Here is a 25,267-nt window from a genome sequence, read left to right as displayed (position 1 = left end):
TCGTTTTGCCATCTCGTATCCCTCTTTCAGGTTGGGGATACACCTTAGACCACTGTCCGGATTTTCAGGACCACTTCATACTTCTTTCGCCAGCGCGTAATTCGGCGATAAGCTTGCTAACAACCCGGCGGCTGTAACTCCGCCAACAGCAAATTTTGCGGCTTTATCGAGAAACTCTCGTCTCTCGATGATCCCATGGACATACTTATCGAACAGGTCCAGGACTTCTTGGTCGAAGTCACTCGCTTTCAAACGATCCATAACGTTTTCTCCCCTTTTATGACTCATATAGTCTAAATTAGAGCGCCACGATATGAAGTTATAACAAATTACCGCTGAAATTAGTTTAAGAAGAAAAATAGTTTATGAATAAGATCGCCAAACAAAATGTCCTCTTTATTGTCCAAACTGCCGCGTTGGCGGGCACCTATTATTTGTTTGCAAAAATTGGACTGTTGGCGGCGCTAGAGAATTCCGGCGGGAACGTCACCTTAATTTGGCCACCAACTGGAATAGCTTTCGCGGCAGTCGTCTATATGGGTTACAAGGCGTGGCCGGGAATTGCAATTGGTGCATTTTTTGCCGGTCTAGGATCGGGGGCGGCAATTACCTTTGCCATCGGAAATCCGCTGCCCGCTCTCATCGCCGTGTATTTTCTAAGGCGCTATACGTCTTTCGACCATTCCCTAACACGTTTAACTGACGTCTTCTGGTTTATATTGGTGCCGGTCATTCTAACCACGTTGGTGAGCGCAACCAACGGAGTGGCCGGATTAATTTTATCAGATATTATTTCTTTAGAGGCTGGCGGCACTGTTTGGCTAACATGGTGGATGGGCGATGCCATGGGCGTCCTGATTGTTGCGCCGACATTGCTCACCATAAAAGGTTGGAGCCAGGAGAATTGGACCGGCAAACGAATTGCCGAACTAATCGCACTGATCATCGGCATATCCTTCACAAGCATTGCATCCCTTACAGATTTTTTTGGTTATACCCACGGCACCAAAATTCCAATTGATGAAGCATTCTTCTACTTTGTATTTTTTACAACCGTATGGGCGGCGCTCCGCTTTACTATCCACGGCACATCTTTTGCGCTTCTTATCATCACAGTTTTTGCTATTTGGGGAGGCGTCATTGGGCACGGGCCATTCGTTTCGGAGAATGTGCAAATTACATTCTTTAAAATGCTTTTGTTCCTGGCTGCGGTTGCCATTTTTTCGTTATATCTCGCCGCCGAAGTTGAAACCCGCAAGCGGGTGGACACGGCGCGATATGAGAGCGAGCTCCGGTTTCACACTCTTATCGACAGTGTCCACCAGGGCATCTTAGTGCATCGTCACCGGGTTCCCCTCTATGCCAATCAGGCGCTCGCGGATATGTATGGCTACGTCTCGCCGGATGAAATACTTGCGCTCGAATCAACGAAAACGTTGCTTAGCCCAAGCTACTATTCAGAGTTTCCTGACAACCATGAGAAGCGTCTCCTGGGTGAACCCATTCCAGAACAAAACGAAGTTAAATGCATTACCAAGCAAGGTGTCGAATTTTGGATCATGCGGCATTCCCTCATCATTAATTGGGATGGTGAGCCCGCTGTGTGTTCTGTTCGTGAAAACATTGATAACCGCAAGAAATCCGAACAGCAACTCACCACGGCCAAACTGGAAGCAGAAACCTCTAGTCATGTAAAGTCAGAGTTCATGGCGAATATGAGCCATGAACTGCGAACGCCATTGAATGCCATCATTGGCTTCAGTGAACTTCTTGGGAATCATCCAGAACAGACATTGTCCCCCAAACAAGGTGAATATGTTGGCCATATTCATGATAGCGGCGAGCACCTTTTGGAACTGATTAATGACATCCTTGATATATCGGCCATTGAGGCTGGCAAACTCGAATTAAATGAAAATGACGTAATAATCGCACCATTGGTAAATGAGACTGTTAGGTTGTTGCAAGCGCGGGCTGATTCAGGCGGCGTCCAAATATCATCCGATATCGATGAGAACTTAGTCGCGATTAAAATAGACGAACGCAGACTTAAGCAAATTTTCCTCAATCTAATTTCGAACGCGATTAAATTTACACCTGAGGGCGGAGAGGTCTCTGTGCGAGGCTATCTTAATCAAGATTACGAGATATATTTTGTCGTAACTGATAATGGGGTTGGCATGACAAAGGAAGGAATTGAGAAGGCATTTGAACTTTTTGGGCAAGCCGACTCTTCCTTGGCCCGCAAATATGAAGGGACAGGTCTAGGGTTGCCTCTGGTGAAGCAGCTAGTGGAAACCCATGGCGGATCATTTAAACTTGAGAGCGAACTCAAGAAGGGGTCCATCGCCACCGTTTGTTTCCCAGCCGAGCGGTTGATCAGCGCCCAGCCTGAACAAACGAACACGCAATTAAGCTTGTCTTAAAGCCCGCTCCCACACCGGAATATCTTGCCCCGCAGGCCGCACCGGGACTTGGCCAAACATGTCGCCTATAAATCCTCGATGAAAACCACCGTGCATGACCAAGTGGGTGATAATCATATAGCGCGGCAGGCTTCCTGTATTTCCACCGATGAGTTCGTAGGAAACAACCTCTTCCAATTTGTCCGCGCTGAGCCCTGAAACATAGTCCCGAATTTCCTGATCCATCTGCTTCTTGTCAGCCCAAAGATCGTCTAGGTCTTCGTGAAGAACCGTCTGCAAATTCTCAAACGTATGCTTTTCGCCCTTCATGTGCGCCATCCAGACCTTATCGATCACCAACAGATGGTTCACAGATTTGAGAATGCTGTTCATCAGCGACTCCCGCTGCTTGGTCACCTCATCAGCAGGCAATTCCCTAATCGTATTAAAGAATTCCTCATTCGCCCAAGCGCCGTAGTCCAATAGAGATAATAGATAATCTTTGTCGTGCATGGTCTGGTTCCCTACAGCGCCCCATTAATCGCATAGTCAAGCATCTTGACCACCTGATCAGGCGTTTGCGCCACGGCCAGGGCTGCGCCGTCGACCTCCTTAAGGGCATGGGTCAGGGCTTCGTCGTGCAGCGTGATGACGGGTTTTCCTAAAGCAGCAGCATAGCCTGCGTCAAACGCAGCGTTCCATTGGCGGTACTTATCGCCGAAGCGAACCACGACCACATCTGAGCGTTCGATCAGGGTGCGGGTGCGGATGGCGTTGACCTTGGCACCCTTGTGATCTTTCCAAAAGGCTTGGTCTTCGTCGCCCAAGATCGTCACGCCGCAATCGTCGCTGGACTCATGATGGGTCACAGGTGCCAGCAAAGTGACCGGCAGGCCTTTACTCTTTACGCCTGTTTGAATTTGTTCGCGCCAGTCTGAATGAATCTCACCTGACAGATAGACGTTCCAGTTTTGCTCAGCCATGATTTTCTCCTATTCGAAATCTGAATTAGTCTTTGGCTTACGCGTTATGCAGCCCCTTACGCAAGTCTAAATATATCTTGGGTATAACTGGGATATAACCAGAGCGGGACGTAGATTGAGGGAGGACTTGTCATCGTTATTGGGCTATGCCAGCCTATGGGCTAAATTGAGGGTTGCTGAGGGAGCATACTGGGCCGATGAAAATTGCCGTTACCAAATCTTCGAACAACACCTTTGAAATTTCGTTTGGTGAGCAGACGATCTCTGTTGGTCTTGATGATTTGAAATCGTTGCTGATGGAAGTAACGCGTGTCCTCGTCCCTGGCGGCAGCTTGGGCAAAGAGAGCGCGGGTCAAGCAAGCGACCTCGTTTCACGCATGAAGTCCGCCGATGACGTCGGCATCCAAAAATTTATCCCGTCCGTGGACGAAGACGATATTTTGATCTTGCTGAAATACGGCGAAGATGATGAAGCGCTGCTAAAAAAATTCTATAGCAACATGTCGGAGCGTTCGCGCAAAATGCATGCGGAGGACATGGCCTATAAGTTCCAAAATGGTATCCCTGCTGGCCAATTGGAGGCGGCTGTTTCTCGCTTGCTAAAAACCGCGCAGCAAATGGAACAAGATGGCAGCTTAACTTTTTCCTCTTGATAATATCTTGGGCTGAACGACGAAGGGCGGGTTGCCCCGCCCTTTAATCTCGACTCATTTTGAAAGCCATTCAGCCTATGCTGCGGCTGATCCCCTGCGTTCCTTGGACGGTTTGACGTACGCCCTTTCGCAGTGATGCAGGCAATACGGTTTGCCTTCCACGATGGGCTCGCCACAGAACCGAAAGTCCTCTTCGCCAGGCTCGCCATCGGGCCAACTGCACATGCCGGCGTTCAGGCTTTCCAGCCTCACCACTTTTGCAATTGGTTTTTTCTCCACCACCTTTTTCTGGATTGGTGATTCCCGCTTTGTCAGACCGAGCCGATGAACTTTTCCAACGACTGAGTTTTTGGTCACGTCCAAACGTCGCCCAATCTCACTGGTCGGCAACCCTTCGTTCCACAGCGCAATTAGCGCTGCAACGCGTACGGCCGTCCATTCCGGCTGCACCTTCGTTGCTTCTGGAACTTCTTTTTGTTCTGAATTGTCTTCTAGCATTTTGCCCCTTAAATCTGCGCCAAATCGTCTTCCAATCTGGAAAGTTAGTGACGATCCGCGTAAGACCCTCCCTCTATGTTGTAATTTACATAAACACACATGATCTAGGGGGTTCTACTATATTCTGCCAATTTCTGCAACCTACAGCACAATATATTGTGTATAACTTGGAGAATTCTGGGGATAAATCCACAAGGTTTTGGCTTTGCAATAAGTTTGTTTTCTTATCCGTCGGCTCGGGGCATATACTGTCTTCAGGTGAAAACGAGGAAAAAGCGGTGACGGATTACCCTAAAAAAGGCCTTTCCGATTGGAATGACGCGGCCAAAACTGAACTAAAAGGTAAAGCGCCCGAAGACCTTGCTGTGGAAACACCCGAGGGGATTTCCATCAAGTCGCTTTACACGGCCCGTGATTTGGAAGATCTGGAATACGCCGACACGCTGCCCGGCTTCGCGCCCTTTGTGCGTGGACCCAGGGCGACGATGTATACAGGGCGTGCCTGGACGATCCGACAATACGCAGGATTTTCTACAGCAGAAGATTCAAATGCCTTTTACCGGGATAATTTAGCTGCCGGACAAAAGGGGCTTTCTGTCGCATTCGATTTGGCGACCCACCGGGGATATGATTCTGACCATCCCCGGGTGATTGGCGATGTCGGCATGGCTGGGGTTGCAATTGATTCCGTCGAAGACATGAAAATTCTGTTCGACGGAATCCCGCTTGATCAAATGAGCGTATCGATGACCATGAACGGGGCGGTGCTGCCGGTACTGGCTGGATTTATTGTTGCCGGCGAAGAGCAAGGGGCCCGGCAGGATCAACTATCGGGCACCATTCAGAACGACATCCTGAAGGAATTTATGGTCCGCAACACTTATATCTACCCCCCAGACCCGAGCATGCGGATTGTCGCTGATATTATCGAATACACGGCAGAGCACATGCCGAAGTTCAATTCAATTTCGATTTCCGGCTATCACATGCAGGAAGCGGGCGCGACCCTGGTTCAGGAATTGGCCTTCACGTTGGCTGATGGGGTGGAATACGTACGTCGGGCGACAGATCGCGGACTTGATATCGATGACTTTGCGCCGCGCCTAAGTTTCTTTTTTAACGTCGGCATGAACTTTTTTATGGAGATCGCCAAGCTCCGCGCGGCGCGGTTTTTGTGGGCAGAATTGATGCAGGAGTTTGAGCCCAAGGACCCCCGCTCGTTGACGCTTCGAACACATTGTCAGACATCCGGCGTCTCACTTACAGCCAAGGACCCTTATAACAATGTCGTTCGCACCACGATTGAAGCCATGGCCGCAGTGTTGGGGGGGACGCAAAGTCTCCACACGAATTCGTTCGACGAAGCCCTGGCTCTACCGTCAAAATTCTCAGCCCGAATCGCGCGTAACACACAGCTGATTATCGCCGAAGAAACCGGCATCCCCCAAGTCATTGATCCGTTGGGCGGCAGCTACTACGTCGAAAGCCTGACCCAGTCCATGGTGGCGGAAGCCCGTAAATTGATCGCCGAAGTGGAAGCCTTGGGTGGGATGACCCGCGCTAACGAAATCGGCATGCCGAAGCAGCGCATCGAAGAAGCAGCCGCCCGTCGCCAAGCGCGGATCGATCGTGGTGAAGAAGTCGTTGTCGGTGTCAACAAGTATGAACCAACCGAGCAAACCAATATCGATGTCCTTGAAGTTGACAACACAGCCGTTCGAGAAAGCCAAATTGCACGCCTAAAGAAAATTAGGACAACCCGCGATGAAGCCGCCTGCAAGAAATCCCTGGATGCTCTCAAACAAGCGGCAGCGTCCGAGAGTGGGAATTTATTGGCACTGGCAATCGACGCCACTCGGGCGCGGGCAACAGGTGGCGAAATTTCAGAAACCTTGGCCGAAGTCTATACCCGCTATCATGCGGAAGTTCGGTCCGTCTCAGGTATATATGGAGCAGCCTATATGGGAGATGCAGACTTCGAGGCCATCAAAACCCAGTTGGAAAAATTTGCCCACGAAGAAGGCCGCCGCCCCCGTATGCTGGTCGCCAAGATGGGGCAAGACGGTCACGACCGTGGTGCCAAGGTGATCGCCACCTCATTCGCCGATATTGGCTTTGATGTGGATATCTCTCCCTTATTCCAAACCCCGGGCGAAGCCGCCAAACAGGCGATTGAAAATGACGTCCACTTGGTTGGGGTGTCGACCCACGCTGGCGGTCATAAGACCCTGGTGCCGGAACTCATTCGGACCCTGAACGAACTGGACGCGGATAATATTTTCGTTGTCTGTGGCGGCGTTATACCAGAACAAGATTTTGCCTTCCTTTATGAGGCCGGAGTCTCCGCCATCTATGGTCCAGGAACGCATATTCCGACGGCCGCACTGGAAATTCTTGAAACCATTCGTCGGCACCGCAAGTCCGCGTAAGTGCGAAAATTTATTATTAACTTTTTTTAGGTTAATATTATTTTTAATGAATAAAAACAATCTATTAAACTTGTTATTTAATGAAATTATGGCACGTATTTTTTTAATCACTCGAAGTTCTTCGTGCAAATTGGTAGGCTCTATGGGATAATGTTCCCATGCTTCGTCACGCAGATATTTGGAATGCAATCGACCGCTTAGCGCGAGAGAATGGCCTCTCCGCGTCAGGCCTTGCGCGCCGCGCAGGTCTGGATCCGACAACATTTAACAGAAGCAAACGTGTCACGCGCGACAACAAGCAGCGCTGGCCGAGCACAGAAAGCATCGCCAAGATTTTAGAGGCCACCAGCGCGACACTGGGCGAATTTGTCTCTTACGTAGGTGATGGTGGCGACGGCGGCACATACAAAAATATTCCCCTCCTCGGCTTCGCACAGGCAGGAGTGTCCGGCTACTTCGATGATGCCGGCTATCCGGTCGGCGGATCGTGGGATGAAATTCGCTTTCCGGGCTTGGCCGATGCGCACGCCTATGCGTTGGAAATAACCGGTAGTAGCATGGAACCCGCCTACCGTGACGGCGACATCGTCATCATTTCACCAGAGGCCAACACGCGACGCGGCGACCGGGTGGTGGTCAAGACAACCGACGGTGAAATTATGGCAAAACAGCTTCTTCGAAGCTCCGCCCTAAAAATCGAGTTGACATCCTTCAATCCTGAGCATGAAGACCGTAGCATCTCGGTCGAAGACGTCGATTGGATTGCCCGTATTATTTGGGCGAGCCAATAGGACCCAATAAAACTATGTGCTTAGATCTTCACCCGCGACTGCACGATTGATCAGGTCAATACTTTCCTGAACCCCGTAAAGCGCGATGAAGGAGCCCATGCGAGGCCCCTGGCTTTGTCCCAGCAGAATTTCATAGAGCGCCTTAAACCAAGACTTCAAATCTTCGAAAGGATGGTTCTTTCCGATTTGGTACACTTCGGTTTGGATCGCGGACGCGTCGGCATCTTTATCCAAACCTGTTAATGTCTTCGCCAAATCTTCCAACGCCTTCTTTTCAACATCGGAAGCCGCGCGATATTGCTTCGCCGGCTTTACGAAATCCCGGTAATAGTTGATCGCGTACTCTACGAGATTATCCAAGATCGGAGCACTCTCCGGCGTCGCGTCTGGGCGGTAGCGGGAGATAAAGTGCCACAGCACCGATTTGTCTTCCGAATGGCACACATTCGCTAGATTAAGCAGGACATTAAAGCTCAGGTGAGAATCCTCGTGCGGCGGATGACCTGAATGAATATGCCACGCGGGACTGTCCAACTTCTTGTCATCTTCCAGGCTCGGAAACTTTTCTAAATGGGTCAGATAATCATCAACGTTCCGGGGAATAACATCGAAATACAATCGCTTTGCAGCCCTCGGCTTTTGATACATGAACATCGACAGGCTTTCCGGCGGTGCATAGCGGAGCCATTCTTCGACCGACAATCCGTTGCCTCTCGACTTCGAAATCTTTTCTGCGTTTTCATCCAAGAATAATTCGTAGGTAAAACCGACCGGCGGCTTGCCTTCTATGATCCGGCAAATTTTTCCGGACAATCGAACCGAGTCGATCAAGTCCTTGCCTGACATTTCATAGTCGACATCTAGCGCCGTCCAGCGCATCGCCCAGTCTGCCTTCCATTGCAGCTTACAACGGCCGCCAGTCACTGGTGTCTCAACACGAGACCCGTCTTCGTCCTGATAAACAATCGTGCCTGCGGCTACGTCTCGTTCGACAACAGGAACCTGCAACACCCGCCCGGTCTTTGGACAGACCGGCAAGAACGGACTGTAGGTCGCTTGGCGTTCCGCACCGAGGGTCGGCAGGATGACATTGATCACCGCATCAAAGCGTTCCAGCACCTTCATCAAGGTCGCGTCGAATTCACCAGACGTATAACAGTCGGTCGCACTTTTAAATTCATAGTCGAAACCGAACGCGTCCAAGAAGGACCGAAGTCGGGCATTGTTGTGATGGCCAAAACTTTCGTGGGTGCCGAACGGGTCGGGAACTTGCGTCAACGGCTTTTCCAGATGCTCGGCCAGCATTTCCTTGTTCGGAACATTATCAGGCACTTTGCGCAACCCATCCATATCGTCCGAGAAGGCGAACAGACGTGTTGGGATATCGCTCAGGGTCTCAAAAGCTTTACGGACCATCGACGTTCGTGCGACTTCCCCAAAGGTCCCGATATGTGGCAATCCAGATGGCCCATACCCTGTCTGAAACAGCACATACCCTTTCTCTGGCACCTTGTCGCCAAGTTGCTTAAGAATGCTGCGCGCCTCGGCAAAGGGCCAGGCGTTGGATTGGAGGGCGTATTCGCGGTCTTGGCTCATGATATTTCTAACAGTTCAAAGTCCTAGTGGTATAAATCTAACATATGGCACCCATACGATCAGGGTTCCTGTTTTCTCGGTAGGAAGGCTTGTGCAGGCGATGCTATCGCATCGTCAAGCATGCCTGACACCCCGAGAAAGCAGGAAACCTGACCCTGCGGGCGGTTTTCCGAGACCACCGGACGTCGTTGCGCGGCCCTTGTGATGCATAAGCATCACGGCGAACCACGCGCCTCGCCGGGGGTCTCGGAAAACCGTCGTATGGGTATCATCTGTTAGATTCATACCACTGGATGCGCCGGGAACGTAAGGCGGAGAGCGAGGAACGTCAACCGACCTCTCAGAATACCCAATCCTCCGTTGACAGCAGCGCGGAAGTGGGGAAGCTTGCGAACCAAACGGAGGAGCTTAATGGAATTTACAACACTCGGCAGAACCGGCCTGAAAGTCAGCGTCGCGGGACTTGGTTGCGGCGGCGGCAGCAGACTCGGTCAAGGACAGGATAAAAGCGAAGCGCACTCCGTGCGTCTGGTGCGCCAAGCCTTGGACCTCGGCGTCAATTTTCTTGATACCGCTGCTTCCTATGGCACGGAGGCCATTGTTGGCAAAGCGATCAAGGAGTTGGACCGGACGTCGGTTATTGTTTCAACCAAACATCATGTTATCGGCAAGGGGCATGTGTTTACGCCTGAGGAAATTACCGCTGCCATCGACAAATCTCTTGCTGAAATGAACACCGATTATGTTGATATTTTTTATCTGCACGGGGTTGCAACCAAATATCACGAGCACGTGCGCGATAATCTAATGCCCGCTTTGGAAAAGGTGCGCGACTCAGGCAAGGTTCGCTTTCTCGGGATTTCCGAGTTGGCCTATGACGATCACGACCACGACCTACTTGGCAAATCTTTGGATGACGATTTGTTCGACGTGGTAATGTTAGCCTTCAATATGATGAACCAAAATGCCCGCACGGCAGTCTTTCCAAAAACCCAAGCGCTAAACGTCGGCACCACGATTATGTTCGCGGTTCGAAGTATTTTCAGTGTCCCGGGTCGATTGGCTGCGGATATCAAAAAATTAATCGAGGCCGGTGAATTGCCTGACAGTCTAGGCGCTACGGATAAGCCACTCGATTTTCTCGTCCATGAAGACGGCGCCGAAAGTATTATGGATGCCGCGTATCGATATGTCCGTCATGATCCTGGCGCAGACGTAATCTTGTTCGGAACAGGGTCGCCAGAACATTTAGAAACCAACCTAGCGTCCATCCTGAGGCCACCACTACCCGACTCGGACGTCGCAAAAATTCACGACTTGTTTCATCACCTTAAGGGCGTTGGGGTTGACTTTCCCGCCGGGCGGGAAGATTTGATGAAACGGCTTCACGGGTAGTAAAATTAATTTAATTTTTCAAAGGATCATACCACAGGCGTTTATCTTTAAAGGGCGTTTCTGGACTTAGCAGTGGGTTCTCTACTTTAAAAATTGTCCGGTTTTTTAATCCAAGCCGGTCAATCGCCGGTTTATGATACTTCATAAAAATTTTGTCATAGGTCCCGTCTTCGATCATCGACATCATGCCCTCTTGCGCCCGGTCCGCGAGCCTCTGCCCCTTCCTTGTATTTGAAAACCAGAAGTACATCGGTAAAGGATAATAAAATAGAATATCTTTCTCTATATGCAAATTCGGCATCGAACCCTTACGCTGGTCAAATTCAGCTATTATTTCGACAGCCGATCTTTGAAATGCATTAAATCGTTTCGCCAGCAGCATCTTAAACAAGCCGTCATAATTCGACCCCGTCACCACATTAAAACCATTATGTTTTAGAATTTGCACGTCGAGCCAACCGGCACCTTGACCCACTGTAAATTTTCTTAAATCGTCAAGATTCTTAACAGCACTAAACTTGGATTGATTTTCTTTTCTGATCAAATAGACCATGTATCCAGAAAGATTTTTATCAACGGGAATGCGGATAGGAACAAGTTTTCTCTCGAACTCCATGGATGTGCCTAGATGCATGACGGTTATAATTCCCGTCGCTTTTATTAATTCGATCGCCTGCCGATTTTCGCTCATAGGAATTGAGGGCGTTAAACTGTATTTTCCATAATTTGATTTTGTCCTTTCCAGCGCCGTTCGGAGAATTTTCCAGTGATATTCATATCTCTTATCGGCTGCCGATTCTGGTGCATTGTGAATGTACGCCATCCCCTCTTCTGCGAAGGCCACAATATGAAATTGCATGAATAGAATAATAAAAACGGCGAATTTTCCTAACCGCCTCATTCACTTCTCCCGATACTAGCTTAACGTTACAAAAATTATTAGTTGGAGACTATATCCAAGCTTTAATCAAATCATTCGAAAATTCACATGTGGAGTTTTTCTTTAGCACATATCAACCTAAAACATATGGGTTGGTTTAAAAGTTCTACAAGGAAATACGGATCACAAATCTGTTAAAAATCCTTGCAACAAGATTAATCTCCATTTAGCGCTCATTAGAAAATTAATTTATTTTTGTTAATGTTTAACTATATTTTTAATTGCAAAATTTAGATTCAATCGACAAGAAAAAAACAAAAAATTGAGTGTATGCGAAAATTAAGTGAACTCGGGTTGTCGGCTTCCCCACAGCTATGCCGACAACCCGGTTCGTTTCTAAGCGGCCTTCCGGTTGCGCGCCAGCCATGATTCAACCAGCGCCACCGTTTGGTCTACGGAATCATTTTGCATGCCCTTCTGGGCGGCCAGAGTTTTCACCAGACAATCGACGCGTTCAATATTGGGCGCGCCGCCAGCTAAGGCCCGTGCTGCGGATGAAGGCTTGGCCAATCCATTCGCGGCGTTCGCATACTTTTCGAACGGAACCATATCAGCGGGATCGGCACCTAGGGACTGACACAACTCACCCACCCAATTGTAAACCGAACGAGAGAGTTCAAGGTCGCTGTGAACGGCTTCCTTGATCGGACGCATTTCGTCCTCTTGGATGCAACGGTAATTACCAGCCAATAACATGCTCCATTTTGCCAGCGGCACAAAAATTGAGTCATGGACCTTCAACTTCACTGGCAATTCAATTTCGCCGTCGCCGGAGTCAAACTTGATGGCTTCGATATCCGCCTGCATCTGACGCAGCATGGCGGTGTGCTCATCGGAATCAAATCGGGCAACTTTAAAATTAGTCGGCAGCGCGACTTGCAGAATATTTGTTGGCTCTTCCGGTGGGCGGAACGCTTGTGGATCAGGACTACACAGGGTCAACAAACCAGGCTCAAAACTGTCCCAGACTGTGTCGTCTGTATAGCACCCGGTCAGTGTGGAGACATCAACGCCCGGAATTCGTGCCAAGTAAGGTTTTGGTGGCATGTTCATGATCGACATGCAGGGCACTTTGGATTTAGCTACAGCATCCAACAATTCACGCACGCCCGGCGAGCGATATTGAGGTTCCTGCATCGCCAACGCGATCAAATCATAGTCCGACGGATTAACCTGATCCGGCGTCGCAGCAGACAGATCACCTTCTGCATTCCGTGAATCGATCTCAACCAATTCATCCCGGCCTTTGACCGGCATGCGAACCCGTGCGCCGTCGGAATTAAACAAGGCTGCCTCATCCGGCAAGCACACTAATTTTACCGAATGGCCCGCAAGAATTAATTTAGTTGCCAACAGGGACCCATAAGACGCCCCCATGATCATCACGCTATATTTAGTACTCATAAAATCCATCCCACCTGTCGAAAATTTATTGATGGAGGGAGACTAATTCGCGGGATTCTCAAAGACAAGCAGCAGTTATTACATCTTTTTTATCTAATATATAAAAGATTAATACTCTTACCCGCCCGCTTCATCCGCAGGAATACCCTGAATACCCCAACTCGTATCTTTCGCCGTAACGAATGTCAGGTCGTCGTCACCAATGACAACCGTCGAATGGATGGCTCCGGCCGGGATATGAATGATGTCGTCTTCGCCAACGACCCTTTCCTCGCCCTCAATTGTCACCTGCGCTTGCCCGCCCAATATAATTATAAATTGTTCGTTGGGATGGCTGTGTGGTTCAGCGCGTGTTCCAGTTGGAATAGTTAGCTTGCCAAATATAACCCGCTCACCATCGACCCAAGCTCCGTTAGTCGTTGAGTATTTTTCACCGGCAAGCCGGTTTTCCATTTCCTTGGTATTATAAAAATATTGAGCCATGACAAATTCCCATTAATTTGATTGTTACGAATTTAGCTATTCGCCTGCGGGTGGCTTGGCGCAGACCAGATCATAGGCGTAGCGTTCTTTCAGCGTCCCGAAGTGCTCGAATACGTCCTGGGTAACGCCATAGGCTTCCTCGGTGATTTCTACATGCGGTGTCCAACAGCCAAGTTGCTGATAGGTCGCGATGCAATCGGCGAGTACGCTTTCGTCAATTTTCGGAAAATATTCTTTTTCAGCCTTAGCGATTTCAGCCGCCGGGGTCTCATTGATCCAAGCCCGCGTTTTTTTGTATCCGCGCATAAAAGCCTTAGCCATGTCCGTATCCAACCATTCCCGCATTGTGCAGAGACTGGAAAATCCACACGGCCCAATTTGTGTGCCGACTTGAGCAACAACGTGGCCGACGCCATCCGCCTCTAATTGCTGCGGGAACGGTCCTTGTTGAACGACGTATTGTCCTTGGCCGTCGCGGAACGCTTTATCAATATCAGCCGCACCGCCTGGATTAATTGGATTGATCTTATCAAAGTCGATCCCGGCCTTATGGCATGCGTACATGAACATGGCCTTGGGTTGCCCCCCGCCAAACAGAACCACATCAGCCCCTTCCAACTTATCCCAGGAAAAGTCAGGGTCGGCTTCACGTCCCGTTACAAAGAAACCATCCATCTCATTGATCTGCGCAAAGTGGACGGTCTTCGGTGTTTCCCCTTTGGCGAGGGTCGTGAATCCTTGGCTGAGCGCCGACTGCACAACATGCGCCGAGCCATCCAACAAAGCCTCAATCGCCGACTTCCCCGGCGGTGCCACAGACCAATCAACCTCCAACCCCTCATCCGCCAAGAACCCGCCGGCAAAGGTGGAGATCAACGGCGTATAGAAGGCAGAGAATAATGTGAATTGGATGTTTATTTTGGTCATGGTGATTCCTCTATTTCCAAATTGGTTTGCCATTGCCTGGCAGGCCGTATTGTTCCCATTTTTTTGTCACCTCTTCAACAACATCGTCCGTCATCCGAATCTTTCGACCCCATTCGCGTTTGGTTTCGGGGTATAGCTTTGCTGTTGCGTCCAAGCCCATTTTGCTGCCGAGGCTGGGTTCGGGGGAGGCGAAGTCGAGGTAGTCGATGGGGGTGTTTTCGATGAGGGTGACATCGCGAGCGGGATCCATGTTGGTTGAGATCGCCCAGATGACGTCGTTCCAGTCACGGGCGTTAAGATCATCATCAATGACAATCACGAACTTGGTATACATGAACTGGCGCAAGTACGACCAGACGCCCAGCATGATCCGCTTGGCATGGCCAGGATAGGCCTTCTTCATGGACACCACCGCAATCCGGTACGAGCAGCCTTCCGGTGGTAACCAGAAGTCGGTGATTTCTGGGAATTGTTGTTTGAACAACGGCACGAACACATCGTTCAATGCCTCACCCAAAATCGAAGGCTCATCCGGCGGACGTCCGGTATAGGTCGAGAGATAAATCGGGTCTTTGCGCATGGTGATGGCGCTGACCGTAAACACGGGGAAAGATTCCACTGAATTATAGTAGCCTGTGTGATCGCCATACGGGCCTTCATCGGCCATGTCTTCGAGAGAAACATGTCCCTCTATCACAATTTCAGCCGTGGCTGGGACTTGCAACGGTACAGTCTTGCAATCGACCAGTTCAACCTTTTGGCCGCGCAACAGTCCGGCAAATTGATATTCGGACAACGTATCGGGCACTGGTGTAACGGCTGCTAGGATCGTCCCCGGATCAGCCCCCAAGACCGCCGCCACCGGCATTGGATCATCGCGTTTTTCTTTCCAGCGGGCGAATTGCTGTGCGCCGCCGCGGTGCTTAAGCCAGCGCATCAGGGTGGTCTTCGGGCCTGTGACCTGCATGCGGTAAATGCCGAGATTAGGGGTGTCGCGCTTATCGCCGCCTTTGGTGTTTGCATCAGGCCCCTGGCTCACTACCAATGGCCAGGTGATCAGCGGCGCCGGTTCCCCCGGCCAACAAGTCTGGATGGGTAATTTTCCGAGATCAATATCGTCGCCGGTCCAAACCACTTCTTGGCAGGGTGCCGACCCGGTGGTTTTTGGTTTCATCGCCATAACTGTTTTAAGCAATGGCAACATTTCCAGAGCCTCGCGCCAGCCGCCAGGTGGTTCTGGTTGACGCAGAAACGCCAGTGTCTCGCCAACTTCGCGGAGTTCGTCAGGCTTTCGGTTCATCCCCCAAGCGACCCGTTCGACAGTGCCGAATAAGTTCACCAGTACAGGGATATCAGAGGCACGACCGTCTTCCCGCAGGACATTTTCAAACAGCACGGCAGGCCCACCATCAACCATCAATCGCGTCTGGATTTCAGTCATTTCCAGAACCGTGGAGACAGGCTCACTCACCCGGACCAATTGTCCGTCTTTTTCCAACTTATCCAAAAAGTCACGTAGACTGGCGTATGCCATCGCTAATGTTCCCCTACTCTTGCCCCTATTGACATCCGATGAAGAGGCTAAGGTCAAGAATCTTCACACCTTTTTTAGATTTTTTATTTACCGTGACGGCCATCACCGACGGGCGCATTTAATATTAGTAAAGTTGTATTTGGTTTTAATCGGCGATACGCTTTTTCGATCACACCTGGGGATGGGCGGGATATTTTAAGATGCCGGAAAATTCTGTACAAACGGACCCCATTGGGGCCGACAGCTTTGCCCGATTGATTGAAATCGGCATTGCGCTTTCAGCGGAGCATAATCATGACCGCCTGATGGAAAACATTCTTATGGAGGCCAAGGATCTGTGTAACGCGGATGGCGGGACACTGTATCTACGGAACGAAGATAACGGCCTGAAGTTCGAAATCATGCGAACGGACTCACTAAACATCGCCATGGGTGGCACCACCGGAAAAGATATTCCTTTCCCGCCGCTCCAAATGTACGACACAAAAACCGGCGCTCCCAATGAAAAAAACATTGCCAGTTATGCTGCCGTCACTGGCGAGACCGTCAACATCAAAGACGCCTATAAAACCCGCCGATTCGACTTCACCGGCACCAAAAAATTCGATCAAGGCACCGGCTATCGTTCTAAGTCATTCCTGACAGTCCCGCTGAAAAATCATGACGGCGAAGTCATTGGTGTCATTCAACTCCTCAATGCTCAAGACCCAAAGACCGGCGAAGTCATCGCCTTCAGTGATAGTATTCAACCCTTGATCCGAGCTTTGGTTTCGCAGGCCGCCGTGGCGCTCGACAACCAATTGCTCCTGGAAGCACAGAAAAAGCTTCTGGACAGCTTTATCGAGTTGATCGCGTCTGCGATTGACGCCAAGTCGCCTTATACCGGCGGGCACTGCCAACGCGTCCCTGAACTGACCAAGATGCTGGCTGCCGCAGCCTGCGACTCTGATGCCGACCCGTTCAAAGAATTCGATATGGACGAGGATGAAACCTACGAATTGCACATCGCGGCGTGGCTACATGATTGCGGCAAGGTGACAACGCCGGAATATGTTGTCGACAAGGCGACCAAGCTTGAAACCATCTTCGACCGTATCCACGAAATCCGCATGCGCTTCGAGGTGTTAAAACGCGACGCAGAAATCGATTATTTGAAGGCGCGATTAGAGGGTAAAGAAGACGAAGCGACGCTAAAAAAATCCTACGAAGAAAAGCTTGCTCAAATTGACGATGACTTTGACTTCATCGCGACATCCAACGTCGGCGGCGAATTCATGGCACCTGAACTGGTCGACCGAGTCAAACAGATCGCCGATATAGAGTGGACGCGAACCTTGGATGATCGAAAAGGCGTCGGCTACGAAGAATTAAAGCGCATGGAACGTGCGCCTGCAAAGGCACTGCCAGTAACAGAAAGACTGCTTGCCGATAAAGAAGAACATATTTTCGACCGTGATCCTTCGACAGTCATGGGGCCTGACAATCCTTACGGCTTCAAGCTGGAAACGCCTGAGCACCTGTTCAACAAAGGTGAGATTTATAACCTGACCATTGGTCGCGGCACCCTAACCAACGAAGACCGCTTTAAGATTAACGAACACATGGTACAAACCATTGTCATGCTGGAGCATCTGCCGTTCCCGAAGAACCTCGCACGGGTGCCGGAATACGCTGGAGGCCACCACGAAACTTTGATCGGTACTGGATATCCGAAAAAACTGAGCAAGGAAGATATGACAATCCCAGCCCGCGCGATGGCTATTGCCGACATTTTCGAAGCACTAACAGCCGCCGACCGGCCCTATAAGATGCCCAAAAAGCTCAGCGATAGCATCAAGATTATGTCGTTCATGAAAAAGGATCAGCACATCGACGAAGACTTGTTCAAACTGTTCCTGACGTCAGGCGTCTACAAGGATTATGCAAAAATGTACCTGCTGCCTGAACAGTTGGACGAAGTCGATATCGAGCAATATCTTAGCTAATTATGGTCAGCCCTATTGATCACGCGCAGGCCTATCCGTTTTTTATTCCGCATTATTCGTACGTCTTAACCGGTGACGATTATACCGCCTTGGCGGGCGACGTATCCGTTGCCACTTTGACGGAAGGACTGACGCCTGTGATCGCATCGGGCTCTAATCGCTCGCCAGAACAGTTGGCTCGGAAGTATAAGAATGGGCCAACTGATCCGGTGGTTGTAACGCGCGCCGAACTCCACGAATTTGATTCCGTGTATTCAGCCCATTTTGCGGGTTATGGTTCCATCGCTGCAACCCTGCAACATGCCCCCGGTGCCGTGAGCGAACTCTCCATTACATGGTTGAACCCTGCTCAGTTGGGCCGCATGCATGAGACTGAATCGCTCGGCGTTAATTACGACTACGGATGTTTAACCGATATCCGTCTTGAAGTTGAAAACGGTCCCACCCTATCGGAGGCATACGTTTACAACAGTCTCCAGGGTTGCATGAGTTTAGATGGCGATGCTGTCGCACTGTCTGAGATAAAAACTAAAAACCGAAATGGACCGTCTTTTTCTCAACCGGAAGCCCAAATCCATGCCAGAGACCACCTGGAACCGGGCATGCCACTTGAAGAATTTATTCAGGGATGCATTGACGATCCCACCCTACGGCACCGCCGGACAGAAGCGCTGGAAGCAAGCGCGATCCCATTTTCCTATTCTGGGTTTAAGAGGGAACTATAACGTTTACACCACAACCCGACCGGCCAACACGCCGCCAACGACCAACCAGCCAACCCAGCGGTTAGATTTAAATTTATCCAGGCAATCCTTGGAATTGTTAATATCCACTTGGGATGCCTGCCAAGCCAAATGACCCGCGACGAGGGCTAATGCAACATAGAACGGCCAGGTCAGTCCCGCCGAATACCCTGCACCAAATAGGAAGAACGTCGTCAGTCCGTAGAAAAGGAACAACCAGGGCCTCGTGCCACTACCAAGTCGAAGAGCAGACGACTTAAGACCAATCATTGAATCGTCTTCTTTGTCCTGATGCGCATAAATCGTGTCGTAGCCCAAGGTCCAGAACAAGCACGCCGTATAGAGGAACAATGCCGGACGACCGACATCGCCCCAAACAACTGCCCATCCGATCAGCGCCCCCCAATTGAAGGTCAGCCCCAGCACAATCTGCGGCCAATAGGTAATCCGTTTCATAAACGGATAAATCCCGACCAACAGCAACGACGAAGCCCCAAGGACCACCGTGAACCAATTGAACTGCAGCAATACAGCAAGCCCGACAGCCAGCTGCAGCCCCAAGAATACCAAGGCTTGGAATACAGTAATATCGCCATTGGGAATAGGGCGGAGGGAAGTTCGGGCGACTTGGCCATCAAAATTGCGATCAACGATGTCGTTGATGGTACACCCTGCACCACGCATTACAAATGCTCCGATGACAAATAAGGTTGCGTACAAGGGATTGGGCCACCCTTCAGAAGCAAGGGCCAGCCCCCACCAACACGGGAACAGCAGCAACCAAGTGCCGATTGGTCGATCAACTCGAGCCAGCCGCAAATAAGGCCGGGCTGGCGCAGGCGCTAGCCGGTCGATCCAACTCTCGGTCGGAATATCACTTGCTGAACTCTTGACCGTATCCATCATGGCTATATGTAATACGACTCCAAGGTACCATCACCTGTCAACGCCTAAGGTAACTAATGATGACAATATCCAAAGGGAAGGCTCGATTATACGTAGAAAATGAATTGAGCCCAAACGTTCAGTTCGTTCTCGACAAAGATCAGGCCCATTATTTAAATCGAGTCATGCGATGTAATGCAGGTGATCCTATTGATGTCTTCAATGGCCAAGACGGCGAATGGCAGTGCCACATCAGCCAAATTAGCAAGGCCAATGCCGAATTAACCGTTAACATCCAGACCCGGAGGCAAATTTCAACCAACGGCCCCTGGCTGGCGTTTGCGCCAGTCAAAAAAACGCGCACCGATTTCATAGTTGAAAAAGCGACCGAGCTTGGCGTTTCTGCCCTGATCCCGATTTTTACGGTCAACACCGCGACCAGTCGGGTTAACGCCGAACGCTTACAAGCCATTGCGATAGAAGCCGCCGAACAATGTCGTCGCTTGGATGTACCAAAGGTTCATTCCGCCCAAACGTTACAATCGTTTCTGGACGGTCCCCTCTTGAACCGAACCCTTTTCGTGCTAAATGAAACTGGGAATGGAAGACCTCTTCCGACCATAATTAAAAGTGAGAAGAAAACACCAGATGCCTGTTTCGTGGTCGGCCCGGAAGGGGGATTCCAGACCACCGAACTTGACGCCTTGGGCAAATTACCATTTGTTACGATGGTCGGTGTCGGCCCCCGCATATTACGTGCTGAAACTGCCGCATTGGCAGCGCTTAGCTGTTGGCAAGCGTTGACCGGAGCCTGGGGAAGGGACTAACCCCGCCCCAAGTTATTACAATATAAGAGCTAATTGGAATTTTAGATGACTTCTTTGAGCCCTCAGAATGGCGAGCGTATCGGTGATAAGAAACCGCTTATTGAGTATATCGAACAGGGCTGCAAACCCCGTGAGAACTGGCGAATCGGTACCGAACATGAGAAATTCGCCTATCATTTGGATACCTTAGAACCGCTGGAATACGAAGGCGACGTCGGCGTCCGCGCGCTGTTGGATGGTCTCACGCAATTCGGTTGGGAGCCGGTCTTGGAAAATGGCAATCCGATTGCCATGAAAAAAGATGATAAAAGTTCTATCTCGCTAGAACCAGCGGGTCAGATCGAGCTTTCTGGCGCGCCGGTGGAAACCGTGCATCAGACCTGCTCCGAAGTGCATGAACATTTAAAGCAGGTCAAGCAACTGGCAGCAGGAATGGGCATCGGATTTTTAGGACTGGGCTACCACCCTAAATTAACCGCATCAGACATGCCGTGGATGCCAAAGGGCCGCTATAAAATCATGCGCGACCATATGCCCCGGCGTGGCACCCTTGGCCTGGAGATGATGCAGGCTACCTGCACGGTTCAAGTGAACCTTGATTTTAATTCCGAAGAAAACATGGTCAAAATGTTTCGCGTGGCGGTGGCCCTACAACCTATCGCAACAGCACTTTGGGCAAATTCACCCTTCAAACAAGGCAGCCCGTCCGGTTTCTTAAGCTACCGCAGCAACATTTGGACCGACACGGACCCAGACCGTTGCGGCATGTTGCCGTTTGTCTTTGAAGATGGATTCGGTTTCGAGCGATACGTAGATTACATCTTGGATGTACCGATGTATTTCGTCTATCGCGATGGGAAATACATTGATGTCGCGGGTCATTCCTTCAAAGACTTCATGGCTGGCAAGTTGGAGGCTCTTCCTGGCGAACGACCGACGATTAAAGATTTCGAAGACCACCTGAGCACCGCCTTCCCCGAAGTAAGATTAAAGCAATTCATTGAAATGCGCGGTGCCGATGGCGGGTCCTGGGACCGATTATGTGCGTTACCGGCATTCTGGGTCGGGCTCCTATACGATCAGAATTCTCTGGATGCAGCCTGGGACTTGGTTAAGGACTGGACCGTTGAGGAAATGGAAACTTTACGAACCGACGTCCCAAAACTCGCCTTGGCCGCCACGTTGCGAAACCGAACGGCGCAGGAGATTGCTGAAGCCGTGTTGGAACTCTCCCATCAAGGTCTAAGCCAACGGAACAACCTGGACAAAGTCGGCATGAACGAAACTCATTTCTTGAAACCACTTTTCCGAATTGCCGAATCAGGCCTGACACCAGCGGAAGAATTGCTGGCGGCTTATGAAGGGCGTTGGCATGGCAACGTTGAAGAAGTTTTTCGGGAATACGCCTACTAGGTCATGTCCTCACAAAAGTTCCGTTGTGCGGGGCTTTGCTGTCATCTATCATTTCACAAATATCATTATACCGTGAGGAGAGCCGTAATGGACTGGAAGAAAAAACTGGGATTTATCGTACCCTCGTGGAACACAGTGATGGAATACGAGTGCCAGCGACTTGCACCGGAAGGCGTCTCTACTCATTTCACCCGGATAAAACACACCGACGATGAGGAGGAAACCCTTCTTCACATGCTCACCGAGGTGCCAGATCTGGCTGACCTTCTTGGCCACGCGAGCCTAGATGCCATCTGCTTCGGATGCACGGGTGGCAGCTTCGTGCGCCCCGGCATGGATCAGGAGATCATTGAGGTAATCAAAGAACGGACCGGCATCCCCGCCACGACAACATCGACTGCTCTTGTCGAGGCCATGCGCGCGATGGATATCTCCCGCGTTGCCATTGCCTCACCGTATCCGAAATGGCTCAACGAGCGGCTGGTCGCCTATCTCGAAGATAAGGGAATAAAAACCGTTACCGAAAAAGGGCTCGACACGGAGTGCCCGGCGTTCCTGGGGCCCGAGAATTCGATGAAGCTTGCTCGCGAGGTGGATTCGCCCGAGGCAGACGGCATCTTCATCAGCTGCACAAATTTTCGCGCCTTAGAGGGCGTAGAGGAACTTGAGGACGAACTTGGCAAGCCTGTGCTAACAAGCAACACGACGGCGATGTGGCACACCCTGCTCACATCGGGGTACGATGTGCCCACCTCGGGTGGCGGGCGGCTCTTAGCGGGCGGCTCTTAAGCGAGCCTCTCGCCCTGCGCTTGGGTCGGCAGCAACAACGCCCCGATTACGATCATCACCGCAGAACCAGCTGTTACGGCCATTACCATCCCAAATCCACCACCCGCACCGAGAATATATCTCGCGCATAAAAGCGCCAGAGCCCCAATTATCAAATTCAGCAAAAATTTAAAGGACAGCGTCTTCGCCCGCCATTCGTCAGGTACATAGCGCGACAAGACCGCATCCGTAATCGGGACTTGTCCGAAGATGAAGGCCAATGCCAACAGTGTTGCGAAGAACAGCGCATAATCAGTTTGCAGCGCCATCAGCCCAATGAACACCGGTTGCCCCAAAGCTACCGTCATAAGTATCGGACGGACTTGATGCCGGTCGACAATCCGCCCGGTGACAAGCTGAGCGAAGGACGCAACGGCGAAAACCAGAGCCGCCAGCATTCCCGTCGTTGCGACATCGACAGTAATCTCGCTCAAGCTTACCTCGAACATGCGCGGGATGACGAAGGTTATGGTTCCAAAGATGAAGCCACCTGCGGCTGTTATCAGCGTTAGCGCACAAAGCGCCCGCTTCCAACCGGGTGCAAATCCGATCATTTCTTTTTCCCGAGCGATTGCTTCTAACTGCTCAATCTGGCTCCTTTTGACGAATTGAGCGTATCCCACACCAATCATGATCGATATGACGCCGGGCACGATAAACGCCATGCGCCAGTCAAAATCTGCAAGGATGAACCCCGTAATCAAGGGTGCCGCCGCGACACCCATGTGACCCCAAACCCCGTTAATCCCCAGCCGCCAGCCAACGTTGCCGCCGCCGTGGATAACCATGGTAACGCCGACCGGGTGATAGATTGCCGCAAAGATTCCGAGAACGGCCAACCCGAAGCCCATTTGCAGAGGTGTCTCGGCAAAACTCGTCGCGATAGAGGCGAGGCCAATACCAACAAAAAAGACGACGATCATGCCATTGCGGTCCCATTTGTCAGCCAGGTATGCGGCGACCGGGGCGCACGCGCCGTACAGCAACAGCGACGGGATGCCATACGGGATCATTTCGGCATAGGCACCGTCTTCCGCCAGCCCGAACGCCAGACCCGCGCTAAACGCGGCCTTCGCGAAGATCAGCACGAACATATGATCAACAAAGTGGCCGACGTTCAAAAACCGGTGGCGAAGTCTTTGAGGCTGCAAGATAATTTACTTTCGGAATTTGCGATCAGAAATTGATCACTAGGCCTGATAATTAACACCTTCTATTAAGCGCATGCAATCCCGCACATATTCCGCCACAACGTAAAACTATTTCTGTAACATGTGTTAATATTTTTGTCACATGGCGTTCATTTCAATGAAACAGGGCTCAATTAATATTGTCATCAATGACGTAAATTGAGAGCGGGAGTTTTACGATGGCGCGTCAAATTTTTATCAACTCTGGAAATTCCATCGATGTTGATAGAGCTTCAAACGACAATCAGGAATTCAACCTGACTGCAGAAATTGGGTTATACTCCGATAACATGAAGACCATGGCGTCTAAGTTCTCAGATCTCGCAGATACTGCGCAAAATTGTAAGGTGAAAATCCAACAATGCCGCGAAGACGGATTGGAGATGCTACAACACTCTAAGGACCTGGGAACTCGTTGTCGAAGCGCCTGGGAAAGTGAGTCTATCGCCAAAATGGTCGAACAAAGAGACGCCATTATAAGACAAAGGTTAGAAAGAAAATAGAAATAGGCGCAATCGTTAGCCCCCCCTACCCTATGTTACCCCCCCTATCCTATGTTACATCCTCGGCCGCCGTCGACCGGAAGTGCCGCGCCAGTGATGAATTTGGCTTCGTCGGACGCTAGAAAGAGTGCGGCATAGGCAACATCCCAGGCGGTTCCCATTTTACCCAACAGCGGAATTTTCGCATCCCGTTCGGCAGCGACGTCTTCCCGTGATCGACCCCAAGCCTCAGCCCGACGATCAACCGCCATGGGCGTGTCCATCAATCCTGGTAGGATCACATTGGCGCGCACCCCATATTCTGCATTCTGGATGGCAAGCTGTTCTGTCAACGCAATCATTGCCGATTTGGTCGCCTTGTAACCGACCCAGGGGTAATTCTCCCACGCTGCCATTGAAGAGATGCTGACAATCGCTCCCGACCCCTGCTCGCGCATCCCCGGCAAGGTGTGCTTGCAGGCGTAGACCATGCCGCGCAGATTGACGCTAACGATTTTATCAAAGGACTCGGTTGTGATCTCAGTCATCGGTGCATCACCAGCCTCAACACTCATTCCTACATTATAATGCAGGATATCGATCCGTCCCCACCGCGCGACGCAGTCCTGAACCGCGGCCTCGACAGCGGCCTCATCCGTCACGTCGGCTTCGACCGCCGCTGCTTCACCACCTTCGTCTTTGATCATGGCAACGGTTTCTTCTGCCGAGGCGAGATAACGATCAACGGCCAGAATACGAGCCCCTTCTCTTGCGAATAATACGGACGTTGCGCGTCCATTGCCAATTGCCGGCGATGACCCAGGGGCCTGCCCTGCGCCAATGATCATTGCTGTTTTGTCTTTTAGTCGCATCTCT

24 protein-coding genes and 1 pseudogene are annotated in these 25,267 nt (G+C 50.7%); 11 read left to right on the top strand and 14 right to left on the bottom strand.

Annotated features, from left to right (window positions below; translation table 11 throughout):
* Positions 1 to 78: 78 nt before the first annotated feature.
* Positions 79 to 261 (bottom strand): annotated as a pseudogene (locus HOM51_14140) (dienelactone hydrolase family protein).
* 104 nt (positions 262 to 365) lie between these two features.
* On the opposite strand from HOM51_14140, the gene HOM51_14135 reads away from it, so the two are divergent.
* Complete coding sequence (locus tag HOM51_14135) at positions 366 to 2,426, top strand: PAS domain S-box protein (protein ID MBT5035648.1); 2,061 nt, start codon at positions 366 to 368, stop codon at positions 2,424 to 2,426.
* Here HOM51_14135 and HOM51_14130 read toward each other — a convergent pair.
* Positions 2,412 to 2,918 carry a hypothetical protein gene (locus HOM51_14130; protein ID MBT5035647.1) on the bottom strand — a complete coding sequence of 169 codons (507 nt, stop codon included), beginning with the start codon at positions 2,916 to 2,918 and terminating at the stop codon, positions 2,412 to 2,414. The genes HOM51_14135 and HOM51_14130 overlap by 15 nt on opposite strands.
* Positions 2,919 to 2,929: 11 nt before the next feature.
* Positions 2,930 to 3,388 carry a YtoQ family protein gene (locus tag HOM51_14125; GenBank protein ID MBT5035646.1) on the bottom strand — a complete coding sequence of 153 codons (459 nt, stop codon included), beginning with the start codon at positions 3,386 to 3,388 and terminating at the stop codon, positions 2,930 to 2,932.
* A 197-nt stretch (positions 3,389 to 3,585) separates the two neighbouring features.
* On the opposite strand from HOM51_14125, the gene HOM51_14120 reads away from it, so the two are divergent.
* Positions 3,586 to 4,041, top strand: a complete 456-nt coding sequence (locus HOM51_14120; GenBank protein MBT5035645.1) for a hypothetical protein — start codon at positions 3,586 to 3,588, stop codon at positions 4,039 to 4,041.
* Between the two features lie 75 nt (positions 4,042 to 4,116).
* On the opposite strand, the gene HOM51_14115 is transcribed toward HOM51_14120, so the two are convergent.
* Positions 4,117 to 4,539, bottom strand: a complete 423-nt coding sequence (locus tag HOM51_14115; protein MBT5035644.1) for a global cell cycle regulator GcrA-like protein — start codon at positions 4,537 to 4,539, stop codon at positions 4,117 to 4,119.
* A 278-nt stretch (positions 4,540 to 4,817) separates the two neighbouring features.
* On the opposite strand from HOM51_14115, the gene scpA reads away from it, so the two are divergent.
* Positions 4,818 to 6,968 (top strand): methylmalonyl-CoA mutase, encoded by a 2,151-nt coding sequence (gene scpA / locus HOM51_14110; protein MBT5035643.1) that lies wholly within the window; start codon positions 4,818 to 4,820, stop codon positions 6,966 to 6,968.
* 158 nt (positions 6,969 to 7,126) lie between these two features.
* Complete coding sequence (locus tag HOM51_14105) at positions 7,127 to 7,759, top strand: helix-turn-helix transcriptional regulator (protein MBT5035642.1); 633 nt, start codon at positions 7,127 to 7,129, stop codon at positions 7,757 to 7,759.
* A 12-nt stretch (positions 7,760 to 7,771) separates the two neighbouring features.
* On the opposite strand, the gene HOM51_14100 is transcribed toward HOM51_14105, so the two are convergent.
* Together HOM51_14100 and HOM51_14095 are read right to left on the bottom strand one after the other, a co-directional pair.
* The gene (locus HOM51_14100) at positions 7,772 to 9,355 is read right to left on the bottom strand and encodes a lysine--tRNA ligase (GenBank protein MBT5035641.1); all 1,584 of its coding nucleotides are present in this window, start codon (positions 9,353 to 9,355) and stop codon (positions 7,772 to 7,774) included.
* A 114-nt stretch (positions 9,356 to 9,469) separates the two neighbouring features.
* Entirely contained in the window at positions 9,470 to 9,640 is a 171-nt protein-coding gene (locus HOM51_14095) for a hypothetical protein (protein MBT5035640.1), read from the bottom strand.
* A 126-nt stretch (positions 9,641 to 9,766) separates the two neighbouring features.
* On the opposite strand from HOM51_14095, the gene HOM51_14090 reads away from it, so the two are divergent.
* Positions 9,767 to 10,750: an aldo/keto reductase gene (locus HOM51_14090; GenBank protein MBT5035639.1), complete on the top strand. Its 984-nt coding sequence runs from the start codon at positions 9,767 to 9,769 to the stop codon at positions 10,748 to 10,750.
* Between the two features lie 10 nt (positions 10,751 to 10,760).
* Here the strand turns inward: HOM51_14090 and HOM51_14085 are convergent, their stop codons facing one another.
* The 5 genes from HOM51_14085 to HOM51_14065 form a co-directional block, all read right to left on the bottom strand.
* On the bottom strand, positions 10,761 to 11,651 hold the full coding sequence (locus HOM51_14085; GenBank protein ID MBT5035638.1) for a transporter substrate-binding domain-containing protein: 891 nt from the start codon (positions 11,649 to 11,651) through the stop codon (positions 10,761 to 10,763).
* A gap of 375 nt (positions 11,652 to 12,026) precedes the next feature.
* Positions 12,027 to 13,094 carry a hypothetical protein gene (locus HOM51_14080; GenBank protein MBT5035637.1) on the bottom strand — a complete coding sequence of 356 codons (1,068 nt, stop codon included), beginning with the start codon at positions 13,092 to 13,094 and terminating at the stop codon, positions 12,027 to 12,029.
* A 117-nt stretch (positions 13,095 to 13,211) separates the two neighbouring features.
* A complete protein-coding gene (locus HOM51_14075; GenBank protein MBT5035636.1) occupies positions 13,212 to 13,577 on the bottom strand; it encodes a cupin domain-containing protein in 366 nt (121 codons plus the stop codon).
* 36 nt (positions 13,578 to 13,613) lie between these two features.
* A complete protein-coding gene (locus tag HOM51_14070) occupies positions 13,614 to 14,504 on the bottom strand; it encodes an ABC transporter substrate-binding protein (GenBank protein ID MBT5035635.1) in 891 nt (296 codons plus the stop codon).
* A gap of 10 nt (positions 14,505 to 14,514) precedes the next feature.
* Positions 14,515 to 16,038 (bottom strand): UbiD family decarboxylase, encoded by a 1,524-nt coding sequence (locus HOM51_14065; GenBank protein ID MBT5035634.1) that lies wholly within the window; start codon positions 16,036 to 16,038, stop codon positions 14,515 to 14,517.
* A 200-nt stretch (positions 16,039 to 16,238) separates the two neighbouring features.
* Between HOM51_14065 and HOM51_14060 the strand changes: the two genes are divergently transcribed.
* Both HOM51_14060 and HOM51_14055 read left to right on the top strand, forming a co-directional pair.
* The gene (locus HOM51_14060) at positions 16,239 to 18,023 is read left to right on the top strand and encodes a GAF domain-containing protein (protein ID MBT5035633.1); all 1,785 of its coding nucleotides are present in this window, start codon (positions 16,239 to 16,241) and stop codon (positions 18,021 to 18,023) included.
* Between the two features lie 2 nt (positions 18,024 to 18,025).
* Positions 18,026 to 18,748: a hypothetical protein gene (locus HOM51_14055; GenBank protein MBT5035632.1), complete on the top strand. Its 723-nt coding sequence runs from the start codon at positions 18,026 to 18,028 to the stop codon at positions 18,746 to 18,748.
* Between the two features lie 3 nt (positions 18,749 to 18,751).
* Here the strand turns inward: HOM51_14055 and HOM51_14050 are convergent, their stop codons facing one another.
* The gene (locus HOM51_14050; protein MBT5035631.1) at positions 18,752 to 19,669 is read right to left on the bottom strand and encodes a 4-hydroxybenzoate octaprenyltransferase; all 918 of its coding nucleotides are present in this window, start codon (positions 19,667 to 19,669) and stop codon (positions 18,752 to 18,754) included.
* Between the two features lie 62 nt (positions 19,670 to 19,731).
* Between HOM51_14050 and HOM51_14045 the strand changes: the two genes are divergently transcribed.
* The 3 genes from HOM51_14045 to HOM51_14035 all read left to right on the top strand — a co-directional run bounded on the left by HOM51_14045 (position 19,732) and on the right by HOM51_14035 (position 22,680).
* On the top strand, positions 19,732 to 20,478 hold the full coding sequence (locus tag HOM51_14045; protein MBT5035630.1) for a 16S rRNA (uracil(1498)-N(3))-methyltransferase: 747 nt from the start codon (positions 19,732 to 19,734) through the stop codon (positions 20,476 to 20,478).
* A gap of 45 nt (positions 20,479 to 20,523) precedes the next feature.
* The gene (locus HOM51_14040; protein ID MBT5035629.1) at positions 20,524 to 21,891 is read left to right on the top strand and encodes a glutamate--cysteine ligase; all 1,368 of its coding nucleotides are present in this window, start codon (positions 20,524 to 20,526) and stop codon (positions 21,889 to 21,891) included.
* Between the two features lie 87 nt (positions 21,892 to 21,978).
* Complete coding sequence (locus HOM51_14035; GenBank protein ID MBT5035628.1) at positions 21,979 to 22,680, top strand: maleate cis-trans isomerase; 702 nt, start codon at positions 21,979 to 21,981, stop codon at positions 22,678 to 22,680.
* Here the strand turns inward: HOM51_14035 and HOM51_14030 are convergent.
* Positions 22,677 to 23,813 (bottom strand): MFS transporter, encoded by a 1,137-nt coding sequence (locus HOM51_14030; GenBank protein MBT5035627.1) that lies wholly within the window; start codon positions 23,811 to 23,813, stop codon positions 22,677 to 22,679. The two genes, HOM51_14035 and HOM51_14030, sit on opposite strands and share 4 nt — an antisense overlap.
* Before the next feature lie 275 nt (positions 23,814 to 24,088).
* Here HOM51_14030 and HOM51_14025 point away from each other — a divergent pair, with 275 nt between their 5' ends.
* The gene (locus HOM51_14025) at positions 24,089 to 24,412 is read left to right on the top strand and encodes a hypothetical protein (protein MBT5035626.1); all 324 of its coding nucleotides are present in this window, start codon (positions 24,089 to 24,091) and stop codon (positions 24,410 to 24,412) included.
* Positions 24,413 to 24,456: 44 nt separating this feature from the next.
* On the opposite strand, the gene HOM51_14020 is transcribed toward HOM51_14025, so the two are convergent.
* Positions 24,457 to 25,263, bottom strand: coding sequence for an SDR family oxidoreductase (locus HOM51_14020; GenBank protein MBT5035625.1), 807 nt, complete (start codon positions 25,261 to 25,263; stop codon positions 24,457 to 24,459).
* Between the last annotated feature and the right edge of the window lie 4 nt (positions 25,264 to 25,267).

The sequence above is a fragment of the Rhodospirillaceae bacterium genome, assembly GCA_018660465.1.
Classification (GTDB): Bacteria; Pseudomonadota; Alphaproteobacteria; order Rhodospirillales; family JABJKH01; genus JABJKH01.
Note: the sequence above shows the minus strand (reverse complement) of the source record. Positions and strands in the feature narration are given on the sequence as shown.